At 54.0% G+C, this 19081-nt stretch carries 18 protein-coding genes; 5 read left to right on the top strand and 13 right to left on the bottom strand.

Annotated elements, in window-relative coordinates:
• Positions 1–83: 83 nt before the first annotated feature.
• The 8 genes from ABIQ96_RS00050 to ABIQ96_RS00085 all read right to left on the bottom strand — a co-directional run bounded on the left by ABIQ96_RS00050 (position 84) and on the right by ABIQ96_RS00085 (position 6408).
• Complete coding sequence (locus ABIQ96_RS00050; protein WP_348212476.1) at positions 84–584, bottom strand: hypothetical protein; 501 nt, start codon at positions 582–584, stop codon at positions 84–86.
• Positions 581–1582 carry a hypothetical protein gene (locus ABIQ96_RS00055; RefSeq protein WP_348212477.1) on the bottom strand — a complete coding sequence of 334 codons (1002 nt, stop codon included), beginning with the start codon at positions 1580–1582 and terminating at the stop codon, positions 581–583. Before ABIQ96_RS00055 ends, ABIQ96_RS00050 begins: the two co-directional genes overlap by 4 nt.
• Positions 1583–1801: 219 nt before the next feature.
• Entirely contained in the window at positions 1802–2101 is a 300-nt protein-coding gene (locus ABIQ96_RS00060; protein WP_348212478.1) for a hypothetical protein, read from the bottom strand.
• 310 nt (positions 2102–2411) lie between these two features.
• On the bottom strand, positions 2412–3095 hold the full coding sequence (locus ABIQ96_RS00065; protein WP_348212479.1) for a hypothetical protein: 684 nt from the start codon (positions 3093–3095) through the stop codon (positions 2412–2414).
• A gap of 171 nt (positions 3096–3266) precedes the next feature.
• Positions 3267–3896 carry a recombinase family protein gene (locus tag ABIQ96_RS00070; protein WP_348212480.1) on the bottom strand — a complete coding sequence of 210 codons (630 nt, stop codon included), beginning with the start codon at positions 3894–3896 and terminating at the stop codon, positions 3267–3269.
• Positions 3897–4108: 212 nt separating this feature from the next.
• Positions 4109–4390, bottom strand: coding sequence for a hypothetical protein (locus ABIQ96_RS00075; RefSeq protein WP_348212481.1), 282 nt, complete (start codon positions 4388–4390; stop codon positions 4109–4111).
• Positions 4387–5181, bottom strand: coding sequence for a metallophosphoesterase family protein (locus tag ABIQ96_RS00080; protein ID WP_348212482.1), 795 nt, complete (start codon positions 5179–5181; stop codon positions 4387–4389). The genes ABIQ96_RS00075 and ABIQ96_RS00080 overlap by 4 nt, the downstream gene beginning before the upstream one ends.
• A gap of 9 nt (positions 5182–5190) precedes the next feature.
• On the bottom strand, positions 5191–6408 hold the full coding sequence (locus tag ABIQ96_RS00085) for a hypothetical protein (protein WP_348212483.1): 1218 nt from the start codon (positions 6406–6408) through the stop codon (positions 5191–5193).
• A gap of 349 nt (positions 6409–6757) precedes the next feature.
• On the opposite strand from ABIQ96_RS00085, the gene ABIQ96_RS00090 reads away from it, so the two are divergent.
• Positions 6758–6997: a helix-turn-helix transcriptional regulator gene (locus ABIQ96_RS00090; RefSeq protein ID WP_348212484.1), complete on the top strand. Its 240-nt coding sequence runs from the start codon at positions 6758–6760 to the stop codon at positions 6995–6997.
• A gap of 16 nt (positions 6998–7013) precedes the next feature.
• Here the strand turns inward: ABIQ96_RS00090 and ABIQ96_RS00095 are convergent, their stop codons facing one another.
• The 4 genes from ABIQ96_RS00095 to ABIQ96_RS00110 all read right to left on the bottom strand — a co-directional run bounded on the left by ABIQ96_RS00095 (position 7014) and on the right by ABIQ96_RS00110 (position 9423).
• The gene (locus ABIQ96_RS00095) at positions 7014–7364 is read right to left on the bottom strand and encodes a hypothetical protein (RefSeq protein WP_348212485.1); all 351 of its coding nucleotides are present in this window, start codon (positions 7362–7364) and stop codon (positions 7014–7016) included.
• A 929-nt stretch (positions 7365–8293) separates the two neighbouring features.
• Entirely contained in the window at positions 8294–8578 is a 285-nt protein-coding gene (locus ABIQ96_RS00100; protein WP_348212486.1) for a hypothetical protein, read from the bottom strand.
• Between the two features lie 13 nt (positions 8579–8591).
• Positions 8592–8939 carry a hypothetical protein gene (locus ABIQ96_RS00105; RefSeq protein ID WP_348212487.1) on the bottom strand — a complete coding sequence of 116 codons (348 nt, stop codon included), beginning with the start codon at positions 8937–8939 and terminating at the stop codon, positions 8592–8594.
• A 37-nt stretch (positions 8940–8976) separates the two neighbouring features.
• Complete coding sequence (locus tag ABIQ96_RS00110) at positions 8977–9423, bottom strand: hypothetical protein (protein WP_348212488.1); 447 nt, start codon at positions 9421–9423, stop codon at positions 8977–8979.
• A gap of 226 nt (positions 9424–9649) precedes the next feature.
• Between ABIQ96_RS00110 and ABIQ96_RS00115 the strand changes: the two genes are divergently transcribed.
• Both ABIQ96_RS00115 and ABIQ96_RS00120 read left to right on the top strand, forming a co-directional pair.
• Positions 9650–10108 (top strand): hypothetical protein, encoded by a 459-nt coding sequence (locus ABIQ96_RS00115; protein WP_348212489.1) that lies wholly within the window; start codon positions 9650–9652, stop codon positions 10106–10108.
• 18 nt (positions 10109–10126) lie between these two features.
• A complete protein-coding gene (locus ABIQ96_RS00120; protein WP_348212490.1) occupies positions 10127–11731 on the top strand; it encodes a hypothetical protein in 1605 nt (534 codons plus the stop codon).
• A gap of 238 nt (positions 11732–11969) precedes the next feature.
• Here the strand turns inward: ABIQ96_RS00120 and ABIQ96_RS00125 are convergent, their stop codons facing one another.
• Positions 11970–13049, bottom strand: a complete 1080-nt coding sequence (locus ABIQ96_RS00125) for a tyrosine-type recombinase/integrase (protein WP_348212491.1) — start codon at positions 13047–13049, stop codon at positions 11970–11972.
• A 708-nt stretch (positions 13050–13757) separates the two neighbouring features.
• On the opposite strand from ABIQ96_RS00125, the gene ABIQ96_RS00130 reads away from it, so the two are divergent.
• Positions 13758–17822 (top strand): kelch repeat-containing protein, encoded by a 4065-nt coding sequence (locus ABIQ96_RS00130; RefSeq protein WP_348212492.1) that lies wholly within the window; start codon positions 13758–13760, stop codon positions 17820–17822.
• 712 nt (positions 17823–18534) lie between these two features.
• The gene (locus tag ABIQ96_RS00135; RefSeq protein ID WP_348212493.1) at positions 18535–19038 is read left to right on the top strand and encodes a DUF2164 domain-containing protein; all 504 of its coding nucleotides are present in this window, start codon (positions 18535–18537) and stop codon (positions 19036–19038) included.
• The last annotated feature ends 43 nt before the right edge of the window (positions 19039–19081 follow it).

Raw genomic sequence — 19081 nt, forward strand, 5'->3', positions numbered from 1 at the left:
GAATTCGGGGTCGTGTCTTCTGCGTTTGCCTTTCATTTCGTGTGTGTTTGGTTCGGTTTACAGTCCGCACCCACACACCACAATCATAGCTTAACCCTTGGCCCGAATTCCGGGGACCGGCTCACACCAGGTTCGCCGCAGAGAACTAACACCTGCCCCGCCATCCACTTGCTGGAGTGGAACATCTCAAGCGACTTCTTGATCCAGCCATAGACGTAGGGGAGTTGCTCACCACCGAACATGTTTTCGAGAACCCCCTGGAGCATGCTCCAAGCCCCCGGAATCGGATCGATGAATTTCGGGCCGGATCGAATTAGAATTCGTGTGTCGCCCTGAATACACAGTCCTGCGGGGGATCCAGCAAGATTGCCTGCAAAGTCAACATGGTGGTCACGCTGAATCTCAAGTATCATATCGTTGACGATCGATGCGATTCCCTGAACGGGAGGCATTGACGCCATCAGATGTTTCCACAGGCTGTTCTGGTCCAATTTCACCCAGCGACCGGGCGACATTTCCTTCCAGTATCGGTTGTTCTCGTGGTCGTAGTAGGTGTCTTGGTGTGGTGCGATCAGGTTGTTCATAGGTTTAGTTGTAGTTGTGAATTGCATGCGGTGCCGGACTCAGGTGGTGGGATGACGTTGTATTGTGGATGGTCGAAATAGATCAGACGTTGATACTTGCCATCGCGCAGCATGCCTGGAAGTCGGCATGGCTGGCTTGGGTTCAACATGCTTGGATCACATTTGAGCGAGACCAGCAGGTTTTCGTGGTCGCGGGCGTCACCAATAGTCGGGTAATCGAACCACCCGTGGAGGCTCTTATTCGCTGTGTCAACGACCGCCCGGAGGCGGCAGACTTTCTCGTTCAAAGCCCGGAAAACAGCTCCGGTTTCGTCGCGGGTCAACACATCTGATTCGACGACGAGAAACTTCCGCTTGAGAACGGCCTTCTCACAGCGAGAGATGCTTCCGGGCTTGAAGGGATTGGGACACACGAAGGGACCTAACCGCTTATACTCTTCTATCCACTCGTTGGGGGTTCTGAACCGCCACTTGTGTCCCGGGCTCCCTGAGTCGTATATGTCCCGGCCGACCCAGACGAGATCGTCGTCGTCGAAGAGCGAGAGCAGATGGACGAAATGAAGTTCCGGATCTTCGAGCACTCGGCCGATTGGGTCGTTGGAAATTTCCGAGTAGGGCCAAGGGTAGTGGGTGAGCACCATGTCGAGAAGGTGCTCGAACGGCATGCTCCGCCCCGTCGGCATGAGCTTCTTTCTTGGGCTGCCTTCGGCTGCCCCTGTGAGGATGGGTTGATGGCCGCCCTTCGTGGCAATCCGGTAGAGTGCATCGTTCACCTCGGTAATGATTTCCCGGCAACTACTATGGAAGCAGTGAAGACGCAGAACATGACGGCGTCCGACTGAGTTGATGTACACCTTACAGTCGCTCGGTGTGGAGGGAGTGGTGTGGAGGGCTTTCCCGGGGCACTCGACGAGACCGTCGTCGTAGCAGAGGAACTCGATGCCGCGGTCGGCGAGAAGCTTCGACTGTGGTGTTAATATCGTATCTTCGTGGATCATGGCTTCCAAGAGTTGAGGTTCTCCACGAGCGCTTCCACGTCGCGACGGACGTAGAGTCTATGGCGGATTAGGCCCGGGACAGAGCGGATGAGCCCGCGCTCTTCCAATCGGGCCAACGTGCGGGGATGAACTCCGCCAAGGAGCCGACATGCTTCGCGAGCCTTAACGAGGAGCGGTGCTTTCTCGGCTGACACTGTGACGGGTTTGCTTTTACCCTTCTTATTCATGGGAACCCCCTTCCTGAGTCAGTCCGACAAAGAATTCCTCCAAGGCTTCCTTCATGTCCCAAGGTCTCTCCGCTTTTCTGTCGATCCATCGATCAATGAATTCGGGGGTTTTCTCACCATAAGCCGTCAAACTGTCCGCTACGAATTTGCGGAATACCTTAGTGGCAGCCTCAGTCAGTTTGCCACCGTCATCTTTATTGTCTCCGTTGGGCTCTATCACAGCGATGAGCACGAATTTGCGAAACCATTGAACTTTGTCCTCGATCCAGGTGTGCAGTTCGTAAGGACTCATTCCGGTTAACCGGAACACCTCGGGTGGGAGGGTTTCAACGAAGTGCCGAGACTCGGCCTTGGATGTTTGAATTGGGGGAGTGCCTTGGGTGAGTTCCGAGGCCGGTTTCACGCTGCTGGCAGCGTCTGACGTTGTGTTCACGTTATTTTGCATAACGCCGGCACAGTTGCGCTGAACTGCCGCCCGTTCACGTCATCGGTATAGCAGTACGAGAAGCAAAAAATGCAGGAAGAATTCCTTGACAGGGCCTGGCTCTTTAGGAGCCCAGCTGTATGCCGCTATGACTTTCCCTAAGGAAATCTCGCTTTCACTAAGCGACTAACCGCGCGAGCTCAATACAGTCCCTCAAGGCTTTGAATTTGGCGTCAACATTGTCGACGTCTTTTCCCAACTCCAATCCAATCTCATTGCAGAATCTTTGAATCAGGATCTCAGCGTTCGTGCTATCAGATCCTCTAAGCAATCCCTTCGTGCCAACGACGCTATAGAAGCGGAGCAACCAAGGCATTCTTTGCGCGTTCATGTGATTCCATTTCTCTATTGCTTTGATAGCTTTGCATATTGAAAGCCGCTTATCATTAAAATCTAACAATTTGTCGCCTTCGTGCCAATTCTTAATGGCGAAACGCGGCGATTCCCCTTTTTTGGGTTTGATTAATTTTGAATAAGCTCCCCGTTTCATCCGCAATGCCCTGGCTAGTTCGGGAAACGGAACTGGTGAAAGAACAATCGGATGCCCAGGCTCAGCAAAACACGCGCCATCGCACCATTTGTCTGTCCCCTCCTCATTGGCAACATGAATACAAATCCTAGTTCTAGCAAAAACGGCTTCATTGGGATCTGCTGCCAAAATAGACACGAATGGATACGGCTCCTGGCGGGCCCATTGACCTGCGCCGAGAGGAATGGCTATTAATGTATCGGGATTATGATCTGCCGGAAGGGTGACAAGATCATAGCGGATGTTTTCAATGAACTCAGGAGGGAAGGACATTGCGGTGCTGAATTGAACTGAATATCCCTCGTGTCAGCGACGACTGACAAGCGAAATGCGCACAACCATTGCCGTCCGGCGAATTTACTCTGTCCTGTAATTAACGCGACCCGAAGCCACTCGTCTTGGTAAAAGTTGCTATGAACACGACGAAAAATGCCATTGCCCCGGCTATCCTGGCCCGTTCTGGCGAATTTCCTCATTGTCTGCGGTCCGAAATTCCCTCCGCAGTTCGGTTACTGTGGAATAGGGTATTTGCAACTTGGAGCTGATCTCCCTAGCACTCAGTCCCTCGGCTACCAACTCGGCCACCAACTGTTTTCTCCCCTTAGGAGTGGCGGGTCTGCCCAGGGTCACGCCACGAGCTTTGGCGGCGGTGATTCCTGCGTGTATTCTCTCGGTGATCAAACCGCGTTCGAACTCAGCAACAGCTGCTAGAATGTTCAACTGTAGCTGTGCCGCAGGATTGCCGTTGCTCGTGTCCAGGCCCTGTGAGGGGCAGACCAACGCCACCCGATACAGCTGGAGCTCCGCGATGATCTGAGCTAAGTGGCTCAGGGACCTAGCGATTCGGTCCAGCTTGAATGCTAGAATGATATCCACCTTGCCCCGACGGACCTTCGTCATGAGGCCGTTCAAACCCTCCCTGTCCTGTCGGGCACCAGAGGCCACCTCTCGATACCATTCCACATTCTTGTCCCACCCCCTCCGTGCGCAGTATTCCCGCAATTCGCTTTCCTGGCTGTCATGATTTTGGTTCTCGGTACTGACTCGCAGATAGACGGCTACTCTGGGGTCCATGAGAAAGAATCGCTGAAAATCATCCTTCGGTTTACCTTGTTCAACGTCTGTTAATCTCCACGAAGTTGCGTGGAGTTTTTTCAGGCTGAATAACTTCACTTTTACAGCGGGACAACCCATTCGACGATACCCACCAACGACATGTGGGAAGGTGGTGGAGTGGTCGGTGTGGCAGGTGATTTCGCTTCCTTCGTCCTCACCGCTGTGTTCCTCTACGAGCCGAAACTTTCCGCCTCCCTCGCTTCGGAAAGAAGCCACATAGCTAATGCGCGAGCTTGCTCAATCGAAAGAGTAGCTGAGTGCTCAACCAGACATTTGATAGGGCGCTCGGTCGGTATGACGCCGATGCGGATATGGACTACAGGTTCGGAATTGCCGGTGAGTTCACTGGGCTCGCTGAAATTGGTCTCAACGAACATGTCGTTAGGTTCACAATTCCAGTCGCAGTGGTTTATGTAGCCTCGTGCCAGTATCCGGGCCGGATGTTCATTCATAGGTGTGAGTTGTTGAGCAGCTCGTCCACCTCCTCCGCAGTCAACAATATGAGAGACGATTCCAAGGGCAGCCCCGCCTGTGCAATGGCGCTCGCTGCCAGGAGCCGGTTGTAGGGTGTCTTCCTAAACTCCACTACACCGTCTTCAGGATTCCACAGGACCCATGCGGCGCGGCGCTCAGCGTCATGGTTAGGTCGCCCCACTGCGCCTACAGTAACGGCACAGGCCCAGCCTAGCGGGATTTTGACCCTCGCCGCATCCAGCCACTCCAAGGCGTCGAACTCCGCGGCGAAAATGTCTTGCACATGAGTGTGCCCGAAGAAACCGACCTTTACAGACTCCTTCCTGAGGACGGCTAACGTAGGCGCAGCACTTTCGGCATCCTCAATGTAGTTGAATGCCTCCGGTTTGTCCAAGCTCCCGTGCGCGGCAATAGCCCCAGGGAGCTTCATGCGATACGGCAAGGTGGCGAGCCACTGTGCCTGGTCGGCATCCAAACATCTGGCAGAATGAGCCAACCCGGCCTCATACTCAAGGCACTTCCAATCCGGGACACTAAAGGTGCATCCCCGCTGGCGCAGGCTTTGAATCTCGGCGTCGTGATTGCCCATGACACATACGCCCCCCGCCTTGCGGACCAGGTTCACGCATTCGGATGGGGAGCCGCCGTAGCCAACGATGTCGCCAAGAAACACGATGCGTTCAACCCGGCACTGTTCCACCTCGCGGAGCACGGCTTCCAAGGCAGGAAGGTTACTGTGGATGTCAGACAGAATTGCTATGGTGGGCATGGCTTCGCTTCAACTCGGAGCATCACCTTTAGCGCTCTTGCCGTCCACCACTTTCACAGCCTTCCCCTTCATACGCAGCTCCCGAAGGATGCTCTTTGTTCGTTTTCGTTTGACCACGTAGTAACAACAAATTGCCGCCAAAAAGGCTGGCAAGAAAATGTCTATCGGATCTCTCGACTTATCCTCCGACGTTACGATTTGATTGACTCCTATCAAGTAGAGAGGTATGGACAGACTAAACACCGCCACTGCACCGGCGATGGAAGGGAAAAGGACATCCCATGAGGTCTCCACCTGATGGTCCCTAATCTCCCGCGCCGCCTCCCTTTCTTCCTGTCTCTGCCGCTTCTCCTGCCATCGATCGAACGCTTCTTCATTTCGTTTCCAGCGTTCATGCTCGTGGTCGGGGTTGGACAAGTTGCCATCATCGTCGCAGATCCATCCTTCTCTTGCCGAAAATGGCGAATATTCATCGCGGTGGTTTACAGGTTCCGACTCAACCTCCGCTTTCATCTCCGCCAGTTCATCGTCCGTGAACAACTCCTCTGGCGAGACGGTCGCCGCCCGAGGAAACTCCCTTGTGTCCACAGTCTCTTCATCCCGCTGGCGAAGCTCTGAATCGCCATCTGTAGCAGCCGCGGCATCATGATTGGCTGCCCTCACCTGCTCGAACTCTCCCGTGAGCTGGCCCAAGGGGACCGTATCAATATCGAACATTCCCTTGTGGGCATAGGCGATGTCGATCAAGCTTTCGGAAGGCCATCCCAGTTGCTTCACCTTGGATTCCACTTCTCTCAAAAGCTGTCCAACGCTCTCAATGTCTGGCAAAGAAGTGGTAATTATTCCACGCCACATCAAGGTCAATCCGCATTGAACAGAACCCCTGGTCAGCGATTGATGCCATCGTTCATCACTAATGGAAATAGTTACGCCATCAACAGTTTGAGCCACTCTATAGGAGTCATCAATGGCGTGAGCATTGAGTAATGTGTCAATGCCTTTCACGTCGAGCTGGTCAAGCGCTTTAGAGTGACTGGATTGAACGGAATATATCTGCGCTAGCGTTTGGCGCAGCATATGAGCCGGAATATAATATTCGCCGCCATTTTTTGCCTGAGCATTCTCCCGGAGGTAGTCCTCTTCATCAACATACACGGCTCCCTCGTCTCCGAGGTGTGGAATTATCCACAAACCGTCCAAGAGGTCGCCTTGGGCGTTAGTTGCCATGTTGGTTGGTTGCCATTGCTGTCGATCGACCGAATGGCTGAACTAGATCACCTGATTTCACGAGGGGTCGAAACGACCTTACATTGGGGGTTCTGTTGCTCAAAAATGCGACGTGCCGTGACGCTGTCGGGGGCCTGGATAACGGCCTTCAGAGTGGCTGCATTTGAGGACGTCTTCAGCATGTACGAGATTTCGAATGAGCGCATGGTGGCTGGATGTTACGTTGTGTGATTGTTGATTTATTGAAACGAATCTATCTGGAAGGCAATCAGCTCGCCTGGCGTTCGTCAAGTGGGTTTCCAGAATTCTAGAAGCCAGTTTTCCCAACGAGGCATCGGACGCTTCTTGAATGCTTCGTGACGAGGAAATCACCCTGATCAGTATGGCAGTTGCGAACTCTCTGCGTTCGGCACGGGAATCTGCTGGCATCTCCAAAAACGCTCTTGCCCAAAAGGCTGGCGTGGCGGTCCAGACGGTGGCGTTCATCGAAGGTGGTGTGAACAGTCCTTCGATAACTACCTTCCTGCGATTGTGTGCAGCGCTCGAAATTGAACCAGAGAAGATTCTAGCCGACGCCCGCAAGCAGTGATCTGACTTGCTCCAGCTCATCGCCCTTTAAGTTTCGATTCCCGTTCTGCGAAATACTTGGCGATGACTGCCAAAGCCTCTCCCCATGAAATTCGGCAGGTTGAAGCGACAGGGTCAACAGAGCGTTGGAATGTTGCCAGACTTTGGCGAGGGACGCATTCCTCGCCATCTTGAATGGTTGACGCAATGTCCCGCATCGTCCCTCGAAGCGAGAGGGCTCTCAGGGCTTCCATGACGTTGGAAGGAACATCCTCCCCAACCATGGCCGCAACCTCGCCGATAATGACTGCCACTTTGCTCTCTGACCCAAGAGCATCCGGACGCTCCTTCCATTCATCAATCTTCTGTCTTACGGTCATTGCTTCCATGGCTCAAGCGAACGATCTTCACAGTTGATTATCGAATCTCGCGAGGAGTCGAAACCACCTTGCACCCAGGATTCTGTTGTTCGAACAAGCGACGTGCCATGACGCTGTCACTGGCTTGAATAGAGGCTTTCTGCGTGGCTGAATTGGAGGATGTCTTCAGAATGTAGGATATCTCGAACGTGCGCATAGGGGTATGGATTGGATAGTGGCAAAGAAGTATTTGACAAGCGATGTCACAGGTTGTCTCCGACGTTGAATTCAATGCCATGAATCACATTCGCCACCCTTACCCCCAATGCGAAACCTATCCTTTCTTTAGAAAGGATAAACCTCCATAAAATCATGAGCTCGGAACGGTTCTTGACACTGTTACCCACTCTATCGGGATCGGTGTGACGGTAGGCATCTGTCTTCGCTTCTTCATGTTGCCCGATTCGCCTTGGTATTAGGAGAGCCCAGATCCAGTTCCGACCGCTGGCTTTGGTAAACTCGCTTTGGCAGCAGGAGAACCCTGATCCCATTCTGGCAAGAACACTTTGCCGGAATTCACAGCACGAACACAACACACCTGCGAGTAACGGCAGGCCGACTGAAGCCACCCACCTCTTGAATCGTTCGAAGCGGGATCTAATCAATGTCATGGAACTGCCCAGCGAACCCGAAGTTGAGGTGCGACGCTAGCCTGTCGCAGGACTGGGCATGAATGTGTTGGCTTTGAGGTTGGTCGGTGGTGTCTCCTTTCAACTTGGTAAAACTTCCCTCCGACTTTCTAGAACTAGTGATGCGGATCTGATGGGGAACCTAACGTCAAAACCTCGGCCGTATGCTTACGGTGTGGACGAGGATTCCCATGTGTTATACGCCCCAACAAATGCCCCACGGCGCAACACGATTGCGCTTCCTCGGGCTTGCTAGCCATGTTCTTTTCGTCAGTAATCCTCGGGCAGCAACACGGTCGTCACCGATCTATCAGATTCTGTGATAATCCAGAACTTGACGCCTTCCGTCGAGCGGTAGGCTGAGAGCAGTCTCCTTTCCGTCTTGAGAGCATGATCATTCGCCTTCCAATCCTCCGGGCAAACGTCGCCCCAGTCTTCGCGAGAATGCCTCGCCAGTGCGGTTTGAATGTCTTCGTTGGGAATTTTGCTCAGGGCATTCGGAGTGGCCAAGAGCTGCCCAAGGTGGAACTTGGATTTGGTGATGTCGTTGTCCATGGTGGTATTCAGGTCAAAAGGGAGCTTCACCCAGGATCTCGCGGCGGAGGCCTTTGCGTCGGCGCTTTCTCCTGGCCGCTTCCGACTCTAACTGGGGCAGCATGATCCCGTCTGGCGGAATAGGTTCCACATTGGCAGGAGCACCCTCTGGCAGATCCTCCGGGGTGACTGGCGTCTGTCCTGGCTGGAACTGAGAGGGTTCGGGCTTGTTTGGCATGATGAGGTTGTTGATAGGTTGAGCGACAGCATCAGCTCCCTTGCGGAAGAGAGTGACGACGAGCAATTCGCCGTTCACCAAAACTGCCCAGTGCCGGGTGGCGAAGCCATCTGGTTTGCGGTAGCGAGTGACTTCGACATTCATAGGAAGTTGCCAAGATGAGGCAGGGTTGGCTTCCGGCTCATTGGTCGAAGTTGTCATCGAGACCCGACTTGCGGGGAGTGCCCCTACGGCGCTTCCTCGTCTTCCCGGTGCGCTTGCCAGGTTGATCGTTGCTCAAGCTGTCCGACGCAGTTGCCACAGACTCCTCGCTGGGGGGAGGCGCCTCGGGAACATCATGGCTGTCAGGCAGAACCTCCGGCTCCGATTCAGGATGGCCAACCTCGGAGGGGGGATCGGTCGCAATAGGGGGCGCTGCGGACTCAAAGGTATCGGGACTGTCCGGGTTGGCTGACGTGTCCGGCCTGTCCAGACTCTTCACTGTCTTCACGGTGCGCCAGAGCAATTCGCGGTCAACCACGACACGAACCTGCACCTCATGTTTCCATGTCGTTCGGACTACAGCCTCCAGTTCGGAGCCTTTTCGTTGGATCAACACTTTGTCGTCAGCCTTGTAGGGGTTCTCCATATAAGAAGAATTGGTTTCTCCCCGAGAGGGTTGATCCTGTGGCAGTCGGCACGCGCCAACCCCGTACCCTCGCGCCCACCATGAAAGGCTCGCTCTCAAAGCGTTCCCGAGAACCCTGTGCTACCCAAATTTGCCCTTGTCATCCAAATCAAACCCTGATACCGATATTGCCTATTATATTACAGTGATGCTAACTTAACAGCGTCCCATTGATGGTAATACGCCCATGATAACTATCAATCTCGCAGGTTTTGAGCGAACCCAAAAATCAGTCATTAAAGCTGAAGCAGAACGCCTTTTCAACGGATCGTTAGTAATTGATCCTGGCCATGTCGCACAGCATATCGAGTTAGGGCAAATAGCAGAAATCAGCAAATTTGTCCTCGCGATTTGTGGCTTCCTTATGACAGCGAGCAAGGTATTAACTGAGCATCTGGAAAAAGAGGTTTGGTCTCCCGAACGGTTTAGAGAGACAGTCGAAATTGAGTGTCTAAAACTTGGTTTCGAAAACCCGAAGATACTGAAAATAACAAATTTCGAGGCGCTTAAAGAGTCTAAAAATGAGCCGTGCAAGGTTGAACTCTCGACGCAGGCCTCCCAGGAACACTACGTCCTCTATATAATGCGTGACGGCTCGGTCTACTCCTTGTCAGCTTCACCGCCGCAGGGCAGAAGCTCCAGCTGAACCACTGAGAGGAATCCTATGAATTACGCCTCACTTGCGGGATTTCATGATCATGATCGCCCCTATCTTCTTCCCGATTACGGGGGCAATATTCTATTTCACTGGCACGAACAATTGCATGATCGCGCCCTAACGGAAACGAGATATGGCGCCGCCCAAACAGCTTTTGCTTTCGCTTTTGGTCGTTCAACGAATCCCGATTTAAAGGCAAGTTTTGGCAGGTGGAAGGACTGCCTGTTCAGAGCTTCTGTAAGGACACACGAAGTGTATGCGACGTATCTTTCTGTGAAGGCGTTTCCGAAGGATCAGCACGAAGCTATGGTTGAGCAATATCCTGGTGCGTATCGGAATTATTATCAAACGATGGCCGATATTATAGATCAGAGGTTCTCTACCAGTTATACCCAATACGGAATTGGCAAGGCTATCATGGAGTTTTGCCTCTCCACCGAGATTTTGGAGAATCTAAGGTCATGGACTCCCGAAACGACTGCAGTTATAGAAGATTATCTTGCTCCTGATATTCGTTTGAATCGCGTTGTAGACGCGCTATCGAGTCTTGGCTTCGAAAAACTTTTCGAGAGTATTCAACATGGTGCCGAAGGGGTGCTAAGAGACCTTAGCTCTGGGCTGCGGCTTGATGTTCAAGAAGAAAAGGACTGGTTTAATCTTCCACAAGGCGTGCAGGAGTCCATGGATGCAATGGTCATTGAAAGATCCCGAGAATGGATAGAGAATCATCTGGTGCCCTGCTTCGGATCTCCCAACGAAGTTGCTCATAGTGCTGCTGTCGAGGGCTTTCTCTCAAACCTCAATCGATATTCGCAAATGGAGATGGCAGTTGACAAACAAACGCCTAGTCAATTTCGTGTGGTTCGAGGTGGGCGTTGTTCCATTCATAATCCCCGAGTAGTCAAGCAGGGTATCCCGGAGTTGGCGGGATCTGGTGGATTGGAGATAATTCAACACAAGCCTCCCCTATGTTACGCGATTTCACCGGAAACTTACACGGACGAAACAGAGTGGTATCTCTTTTCGGCTAGCGACTCAATGGGGGGAACCTATGCGTACAGAGTCGATAGGGAAGCCCTATTCAATTCGGTCAAACAACGTACTAAACTAGCATGCTCGGGTATGCCTGTATGGCCTTTTAAGTGGATGGTGGGTCTTACGGTGGAAGAAGTTAGGCACGATGAAAATACAATGCGACAAATTTTGGAATTGTATACATTCGACCGTGTGAGATTCGACCCCCAGAGCGAGGTTTTTTGGTATTTTGCCGGGGACTTGATTCCTTGGATTATGTGGTTCGCGGAGTTTTCAGATGTTGAGTTTTTGTTCACGGTGAAGGACACCTTGCACAAAGCTTCAAGAGAAGGTAATTCAGCGGCCTTTTGGACGGAGGATAGTATGCCACAATGGCTAATGTTCAAGGTTCCGCAGGTTCCAGGATGCTTTGTTCGGTTGTTGAGCGGAAGGGTTCTAGGAGACATCTTTCCTGCGATACAGGAGCATCTGGATAGCGGGCGAATTCGACTTTCGTCTTTGGATTCCTTCGGGACAATACCTGGAGAATTGGTCGCTGGCTTGCCCCGCCTATGGACCTGCTGGGAACGCCTCTAAGAGCCGTGCGAGCCGGGAGAAGTATGCGTGGGTGGGAGAAAAGAGTTGCCGCAAGGGCGCAAAGGGCTCCATCGGGCGCAGCGGAGGAATTTGAGCGGGGAGAATGATTGGGGGGATACGGTTCCTTGGCGCAATGGGACGCCCCTTCAACTCGGGACGTTAGGGCCGAAAGCTGCGAAGTCCTGTGGCAAGGATGCCGCTAAGCGGCGTCAGCCTCTGCGCTGCGATCCCCTGCCGTTTAATTCTTCGCGGCTGGATCCGGACTGGGTGCCACTTCAAGCTTCGCAAGCTGCTGCATCTCGTATGCAGCGTCGTCGGCACCGAAGATCTCGGTGTAGGTGTCCAAGATGAGCTGACCTCCGTCCTGATGGCCCTGCCACTTCGCTATCAGCTTTTTGTCGATGCCTGACTTCCAGAGCCGCATGATTAGGCACTGGCGGAGATTCCTCTGGGAGAAATGGGGCAGTCCCAGCCGGGCACAGGCGTTCGCCAAGGCCTTCTTGCCGTCTTTGATCTTCAGAACGAGCTGGGCAGGCTCAATCTTTGGCCCAGCCTCCTGCCGGAGCCTTTCCAGTAGGGGGCGAAGATGCGGATAGATCGGCACGGGGAAGCGCGTGTCCGTCTTGTGGCGTCGGAATGACATGGAGTTCCGCGTAAAATCCACGTCGCCCCAAGTCAGGGATGACGCCTCGGCCTGTCCGACTCCTGCCAGCCCAAGGAATTCGAGGAAGTCGGCACTCTCGCGGGCATGGCTGGAACGCTTTTCAGACCGGACTTCATCCACGATGGCCTGGAACTGCTCCAAGGTTGGCACGCGGCGAACCGGCGTCTGCGGCTTCTTCCATCTTGTCCTGACCCGGTCGAAGGGGGACTCGGCGATGATCCTGTCATTCACTGCCAGCTCAAACAACTGCTTCAGGATGCCTGCATACCGGTTGTAGCTGGTGTTCTTGAGCCGCCTCTCGTGCAGCGCCAGCCACTCCTCCACGTGGGAGGGGCGAATGTTGCGAACCTCTGGATTAGGACCGTAAGGCCACCAGTTCTCGAACTCTTTGACGATGGCCTTGATGATGCACAGGGTGCTGTCCGCCTTACCCTGGCTGACGGCGATGAAGCGAACGCAGAGCTGTTTCAGGGTGGTCTTCTCTACAGCGGAGTCCACCTTGCCCAAATTGGCAATCCACTCCTTCAGCCGCCGCTCGGCAATCTTCCTGTCCGCTGTTGCAAGACTGCGCTCCTTGCGCCTTCCGTCCACCTTCTTGCACCCGTAATACATGCCGGTCCTCGTATTGCGATACAATCCGGGCACGTTTGGCACCTTGGCATATTCCGACGATTTGGCGGATTTGGGCCGTACTGGAGGTGATTTCGAAGCTAGGTCCTTCACTAGCTAGTATGTCGGTTTTTTTGGACGAAGTTGGGAAAACAGGCAACTTTTAGCAAACTATTTTGCTTGACATACATGACACCGGCATTGCTGACCGGCTTTTCATGGTTGATCGGTCTCGAATGCCTCAAAATATCGCTGGGCTCGCCGAACGATACCGGAATTCCCCAGATTCCGAAAAAACGACAACAGCGGTGCATAAGGGCAATCTCGTCTGAAAACGAAAAGTGCGGCTTCAGGCCGACCGAAAGGAATTTCCAACGGGTGGCGATTTTGAGTGTCTCCCGGCAAAGATCGGGCAAACTTTCTCAAGTGAACGTTAAAGCCAGATCCAAGACCGTCTTTCCGGAATGCCCCGTGCGACGCGAAACAATCGGCAGATACTTTCATCCTCCGTCGCGATCAAACACGTTCCACGATCTGGTCAATGAGGGCTAACTCCCGCCCATAAAATGAACTGAAGGGTTTCTATCGTCTCACCACGTCGTACCCAAGCTCATCTTCAAGTCTGCAATCGAACCTGTTTCCAGGGGATGTGCGTTTTCCGCAGATCTCTCGCGGAAGGGTCCCGCTCTCCCCTTTTTAAGTTCCATCTCCCAACTTGCCCCCCCAAACATCCGTCCTATGCGCAAGGCAATCATGAAACTCGTTACCAGGCTCTCTGTCCTGAGTGTCATTTGGATTTTCCTAATATCGTGTATCTCCCAAGCGGCCAACACGTTCATGAACACCGGCTCGCTTGCCACCGCCCGAGCAGGTCACATCGCGACGCTGCTGCCCAGTGGCAAGGTGCTCGTTGTAGGGGGAGTCGGCTCGGGATATCTCGCTAGTGCGCAACTCTACGATCCCGCCAACGGCGCTTGGACCGCCACAAGCCCGCTGGCCATCGCGCGCGTAGTTCACACCGCAACGCTGTTGGCGAACGGCAAAGTGCTCATCGTTGGAGGATACAACGGCTATCTTGACAGCTACCTATCTACTGCGGAACTTTATGATCCCAACACCGGAAGTTGGAGCGGCACCGCCTCCACCCGTAAGGGCCGCCGTTTTCACACTGCGACTCTGCTGCCTAACCGCAAAGTTCTTGTCGTGGGGGGTGACAACGGCAGCGCTCTCTCAAGTGCGGAGCTCTATGATCCCGCCACTGGCACCTGGACCGACACAGGCTCCCTCGCCGTCCCCCGGACTCAGCACACCGCGACGCTGCTGCCCAATGGCAAGGTGCTTGTCGTGGGAGGGAAAAACAACGGCGGCTCTCTCGCCAGTGTGGAACTCTACGACCCGACCACAGGTGTCTGGACCGCTGCCAACCCACTTGGCACCGCCCGCGCAGGCGGCCATACTGCGACGCTGCTGCCCAATGGCAAGGTGCTCGTCACAGGGGGGCAAAACAATAGTGGCATATCTCTTGCCACTTCGGAACTCTACGATCCCATATCCGGCACCTGGAATGGAGCCAATCCGCTCGCCAACGCCCGCTATTATCACACCGCGACCCTCCTTCCCAATGGTAAGTTGCTTGTTACCGGGGGGCAAACCAACATTGGCAACAGCTCACTCCCGGGTTCGGAGCTCTACGACCCCGCCACCGGAATTTGGTCCGCGACCGGCTCGCTTTCCACTGCCCGTACCACACATACCGCTTCGCTGCTGTCTAACGGTCAGCTGCTCATCACGGGGGGCTACAATAACGGTTACCTCGCCAGTGCGGAACTCTACGATGCTGCCAACGGTCTGTGGACAACAACCGCCCCCCTAGCCGTCGCGCGCTATGTCCACACGACATCCTTATTGCGTGACGGGAAGCTGCTTGTGGTGGGCGGTAATAGCAACGGAATCTCTCTTGGCAATGTGCAACTCTACGATCCCGCCACCGGTAGCTTGACCACCCCCGCACCCCTTACGACTGCCCGCCACGCCCATATCGCGATGTTGCTGCCGAACGGGAAGCTGCTCGTTGCGGGCGGGAACAACAATGGAAGCTCTCTCGCCAGTGCGGAACTTTTCGATCCCGCCACCGGAACATGGATGGCCACCGGCAATTTGATCAATGCGCGTGAATCGCCCTCCGCGACGCTGTTGCCCAACGGCAAGGTGCTCGTCGTGGGAGGATATAACGGATCCAGTCTCTTAAACAGCGCTGAATTGTACGATCCAAACACCGGCGCTTGGTCCATCACCGGTTCACTCGGTTACCCCCGCAAAAGCCATACCGCGACATTGCTCCCAAACGGCAAGGTATTCGTGACGGGAGGCGAGCGTACGGGAGGTTCATTTGCCACCTGCGAACTTTATGAGCCAGCCAATGGAACATGGTTCGCCACAGACCCGATGGCCGCGCCTCGCTCGTTACACACTGCAAACCTTCTAGGCAATGGCATGGTGCTTGTGGCGGGGGGATGGCAGGGTGGCAAAACAAACCCCTATCTCTCTAGCGCACAACTCTACAACCCGGCCACCGGTACCTGGCTTGGCACCGGTAATTTGATCACCGCACGCGACAGCCACACCGCGACGCTGTTGCCCAATGGCAAAGTGCTCGTTTCGGGTGGTGAGGGAAGCAACAGCACCTCTCTCGCTAGCGCGGAACTCTACGACCCCGCCACCGGCAGTTGGACCTCTTCCGCCTCATTCGCCATAGCCCGCGAATTTTTCACCGCCACGCTTCTACCGACCGGCAAAGTGTTCGTCGCGGGCGGCTACAATGGTAATGGTTATTTGGCCAGTGCCGAAATTTACGACGTGGGACTTGGCTATTCTGCCGCATGGCGGCCAAGCATTGGCTCAGTATCCTTTGATGCTTCGGGAAAGTTAGTGCTCACTGGCACAGGATTTCTAGGTATCTCCAGTGCAACCGGGGGAAACGGTTCACAAGATTCGCCGACAAACTATCCTTTACTCCAACTGCGCCGTCTCGACAATGGGCAGTGTCTCTTTATCCCTTATGATCCCTTGGTGGACGTCTCCGCCACCTTCTTGAGGTCACAGCCGGTTCCCCCATTTTCGGGGTATGCACTTGCAACGATATTCACGAACGGCATCCCAAGCGTCAGTGCGGCTGTTTCCTATGTTTTGCCCATTCCGGACATCGCGCTTGATGCTCCAACCGGTAATCCCGTAATCAATGGCAGCGGTACGCTTGCATACGACTCTCTCGGCACCGGCCAAAGCTCCGATCTAAATGTCACGATGCGTAATACGGGCAGCGGTGACCTCACTTCCATCACCACTTCCATCCTTGGGGCAGATGCCGGACAGTTCACGCTAGTTTCCACGCCGCCCACGATGCTGGCAGCAGGATCATCCGCCGCGTTCACGATTCGTTTCTCCCCTACGTCCCCAGGGGCGAAAGTCGCCACGCTCTCCCTCGCCAGCAACGATCCGGACGAGAATCCTTTCACGCTCGTGCTCACAGGCACGGTGAACAATGTTATCATCGACTATGTCACTGTCGGAAATGAAGGAAATCCGCCTGACAGCACCGGATTCGGCGCGGTGGCACATATTTACAAAATTGCGAAATTCGAAATAACCATCGCCCAGTATTGCGCGTTCCTCAATGCCGTCGCAAAAACGGACACCTTCGGGCTCTATACATCTCTCATGACTCGGAGCGAAATCGCGGGCATCACCCAGAGTGGAAGTTCCGGCAGCTACAAATATTGGGTTGTCGGCAGCGGCAGGCGGCCCATCACCTATGTGAACTGGTTCGATATAGCCCGCTTCTGCAATTGGCTCCAAAATGGCCAGCCAACGGGTGCGCAGATCGCCTCCTCAACAGAAGCCGGATCCTATTCACTCAATGGTGCGGTCAGTGGAGTAAGCGTTCAAAAGAGCACGAATGCGACAATCTGGATTCCGAGTGAAAGCGAGTGGTACAAGGCTGCCTATTATGATCCAACCAAGGATGGGGCCGGTGGATATTGGCAGCATGCGAACCGAAGTAATGCGATGACAAGTAATAGCATCGGCGTGGCGGGTGCAGAAAATTATTATGATGGGGATCTTGCTGTTACTCAAAATCCCAACGTTGCCAGCGGCCAGAATTACCTCACAGATGTGGGGGCTTACGGCGCGGATTCGGAAAGTTATTACGGCACCAACGATCAAGGGGGCAACGTATGGGAATGGAACGATACGGTGATCTTCGGCTCGTCGCGCGGGGCTCGTGGAGGCGCTTGGAACGGCAACGAAAACGGCCTTCGTTCAGATACCCGTGGCAGCAGCAACCCGACATTCGAAAATATTGATGTAGGCTTCCGCGTCGCCAGAGCGCTCACCTCCACCGAAGCATGGCGCTACTCGTATTTTGGTCAGACTGAAAACACCGGCGACGCCGCCGACAGTGAAGACCCCGATCACGACGGCTTGGTCAACCTCCTCGAACGGGCTTTCAATCTGAACCCCAACCAAGCCACGCTTACCATCCTGTCAGCAGGTCCCGGCACGGCCGGACTGCCCTTGATCTCCCGAACAGATTCACCGTTCGAGTTTTCCATCCAATACCTCCGCCGCAAAGCTTCGACGAACCCCGGGCTCAACTACGTCCCTCAGGTTTCATCCGATCTCAATGGCGCATGGTCCACATTCTCAGGAACAGAAACCGTGGTATCCGTCGATTCCGACTGGGAGCGGGTGACCGTGACGGACCACGTCAGCGGTGCCCCAAAGCGTTTCGGGCGGGTATACGTATCGTCGCAGTGAACCAGGTTGATGCTCTTTCAGCGAGCAATGACCCCAAACAAACCGCTTCGCTGAGGGGGCGTCAATAGTGATTGGCTTCCGAATCCTGATTAAATGCTAAAGGCGATTGTCCTACACAGGACTGTAGACGCACTTGCTGGTTATTAGTCGTCGCAAGCTATCACTCTTCCAATGCCTCCAGCCAAATGCAAATCCATCGGGGGGGCAAAACCGGGGGGACTCCCCCCGACTTCGGCGCTCCGCCGGATAAAATGGCGTTGGTAATCAATTGCTTAAGACGCCCAAAAGGGAACCCGGCCTTTTCTTTCGCAATGAAGAGGTCAGGAGTTCGAATCTCCTATGCTCCACGGCCTGTGAACCCTGGAAATCAGCTCCGCTTTAGTGGCGAAGCGCACCAAGGACGGACGAGCCCGGAGATTCGCGACGAGGAATTCCATTCATTTTCTCGCTGCGAGCGATCCGGCGCTGGCTATAAGCTGGATCGACAAAATGGAGTCAGGATTCATTCTAACTGAATCTGAAATGGGATTCACCTCGAGGTCGGTAGAACAGCGGAAGAATGAGAAAGCTGGCAACGCCTGTTCACGACAAGGAAAATCAGCAGGAGACAACTAACCTAACTCCGCTCATTCTTCTTAATCTCCCGCAATTCACTCTTTTCATAACCGCTCTCTTGAACATTTGATAAATTTGCTCCGATTCGCCTCCGCGCATGCCAACTGTTGCGAATTTCACACCAAGTCCACTTTCTAGTTCCTGTGTGGAGCGAGTTGGCCGGAATGGATGGTTTTACGGGGTGCCGAACCTGGAGACGGCGCGATTGCCATCACTGACAGAAGAGGCCTGCCCTTGCATCCGGCGGCGACAAACCGTCAAACCGAAATCGAGCTTCCATCCCGCCGCGGGTGTGCTCAAAGATCGTTCAGAAAAAATGACACCCGATCTCCCCAATGAACAAAAAGCGGAAGCCATAAGTTCGCTTCAACGGTATTTCTCGGAGAGTTTTGACTACGAACTCGGCGAGATGCAGGCGAATTTGCTACTGAAGTATATTATCCAGGAATTTGGCCCATTTTCGTACAACAGAGGAGTAGAAGATGCGCAGCGATTTTTCCTTTCAAAGGCAGAAGATTTGCCAGGTACATTCTTTGAAGAGCCTTTCGACTTTTGGTCTGGCTCGCAAGCCTCAGGAAGAGTTCGTAGAAAGCCTCACTGAGACTTCGGAAAGACCCCGAACGAGGCGAGGCCGGGCAATCCTC

Source organism: Luteolibacter sp. (genome assembly GCF_039920825.1).
Classification (GTDB): domain Bacteria; phylum Verrucomicrobiota; class Verrucomicrobiia; order Verrucomicrobiales; family Akkermansiaceae; genus Luteolibacter.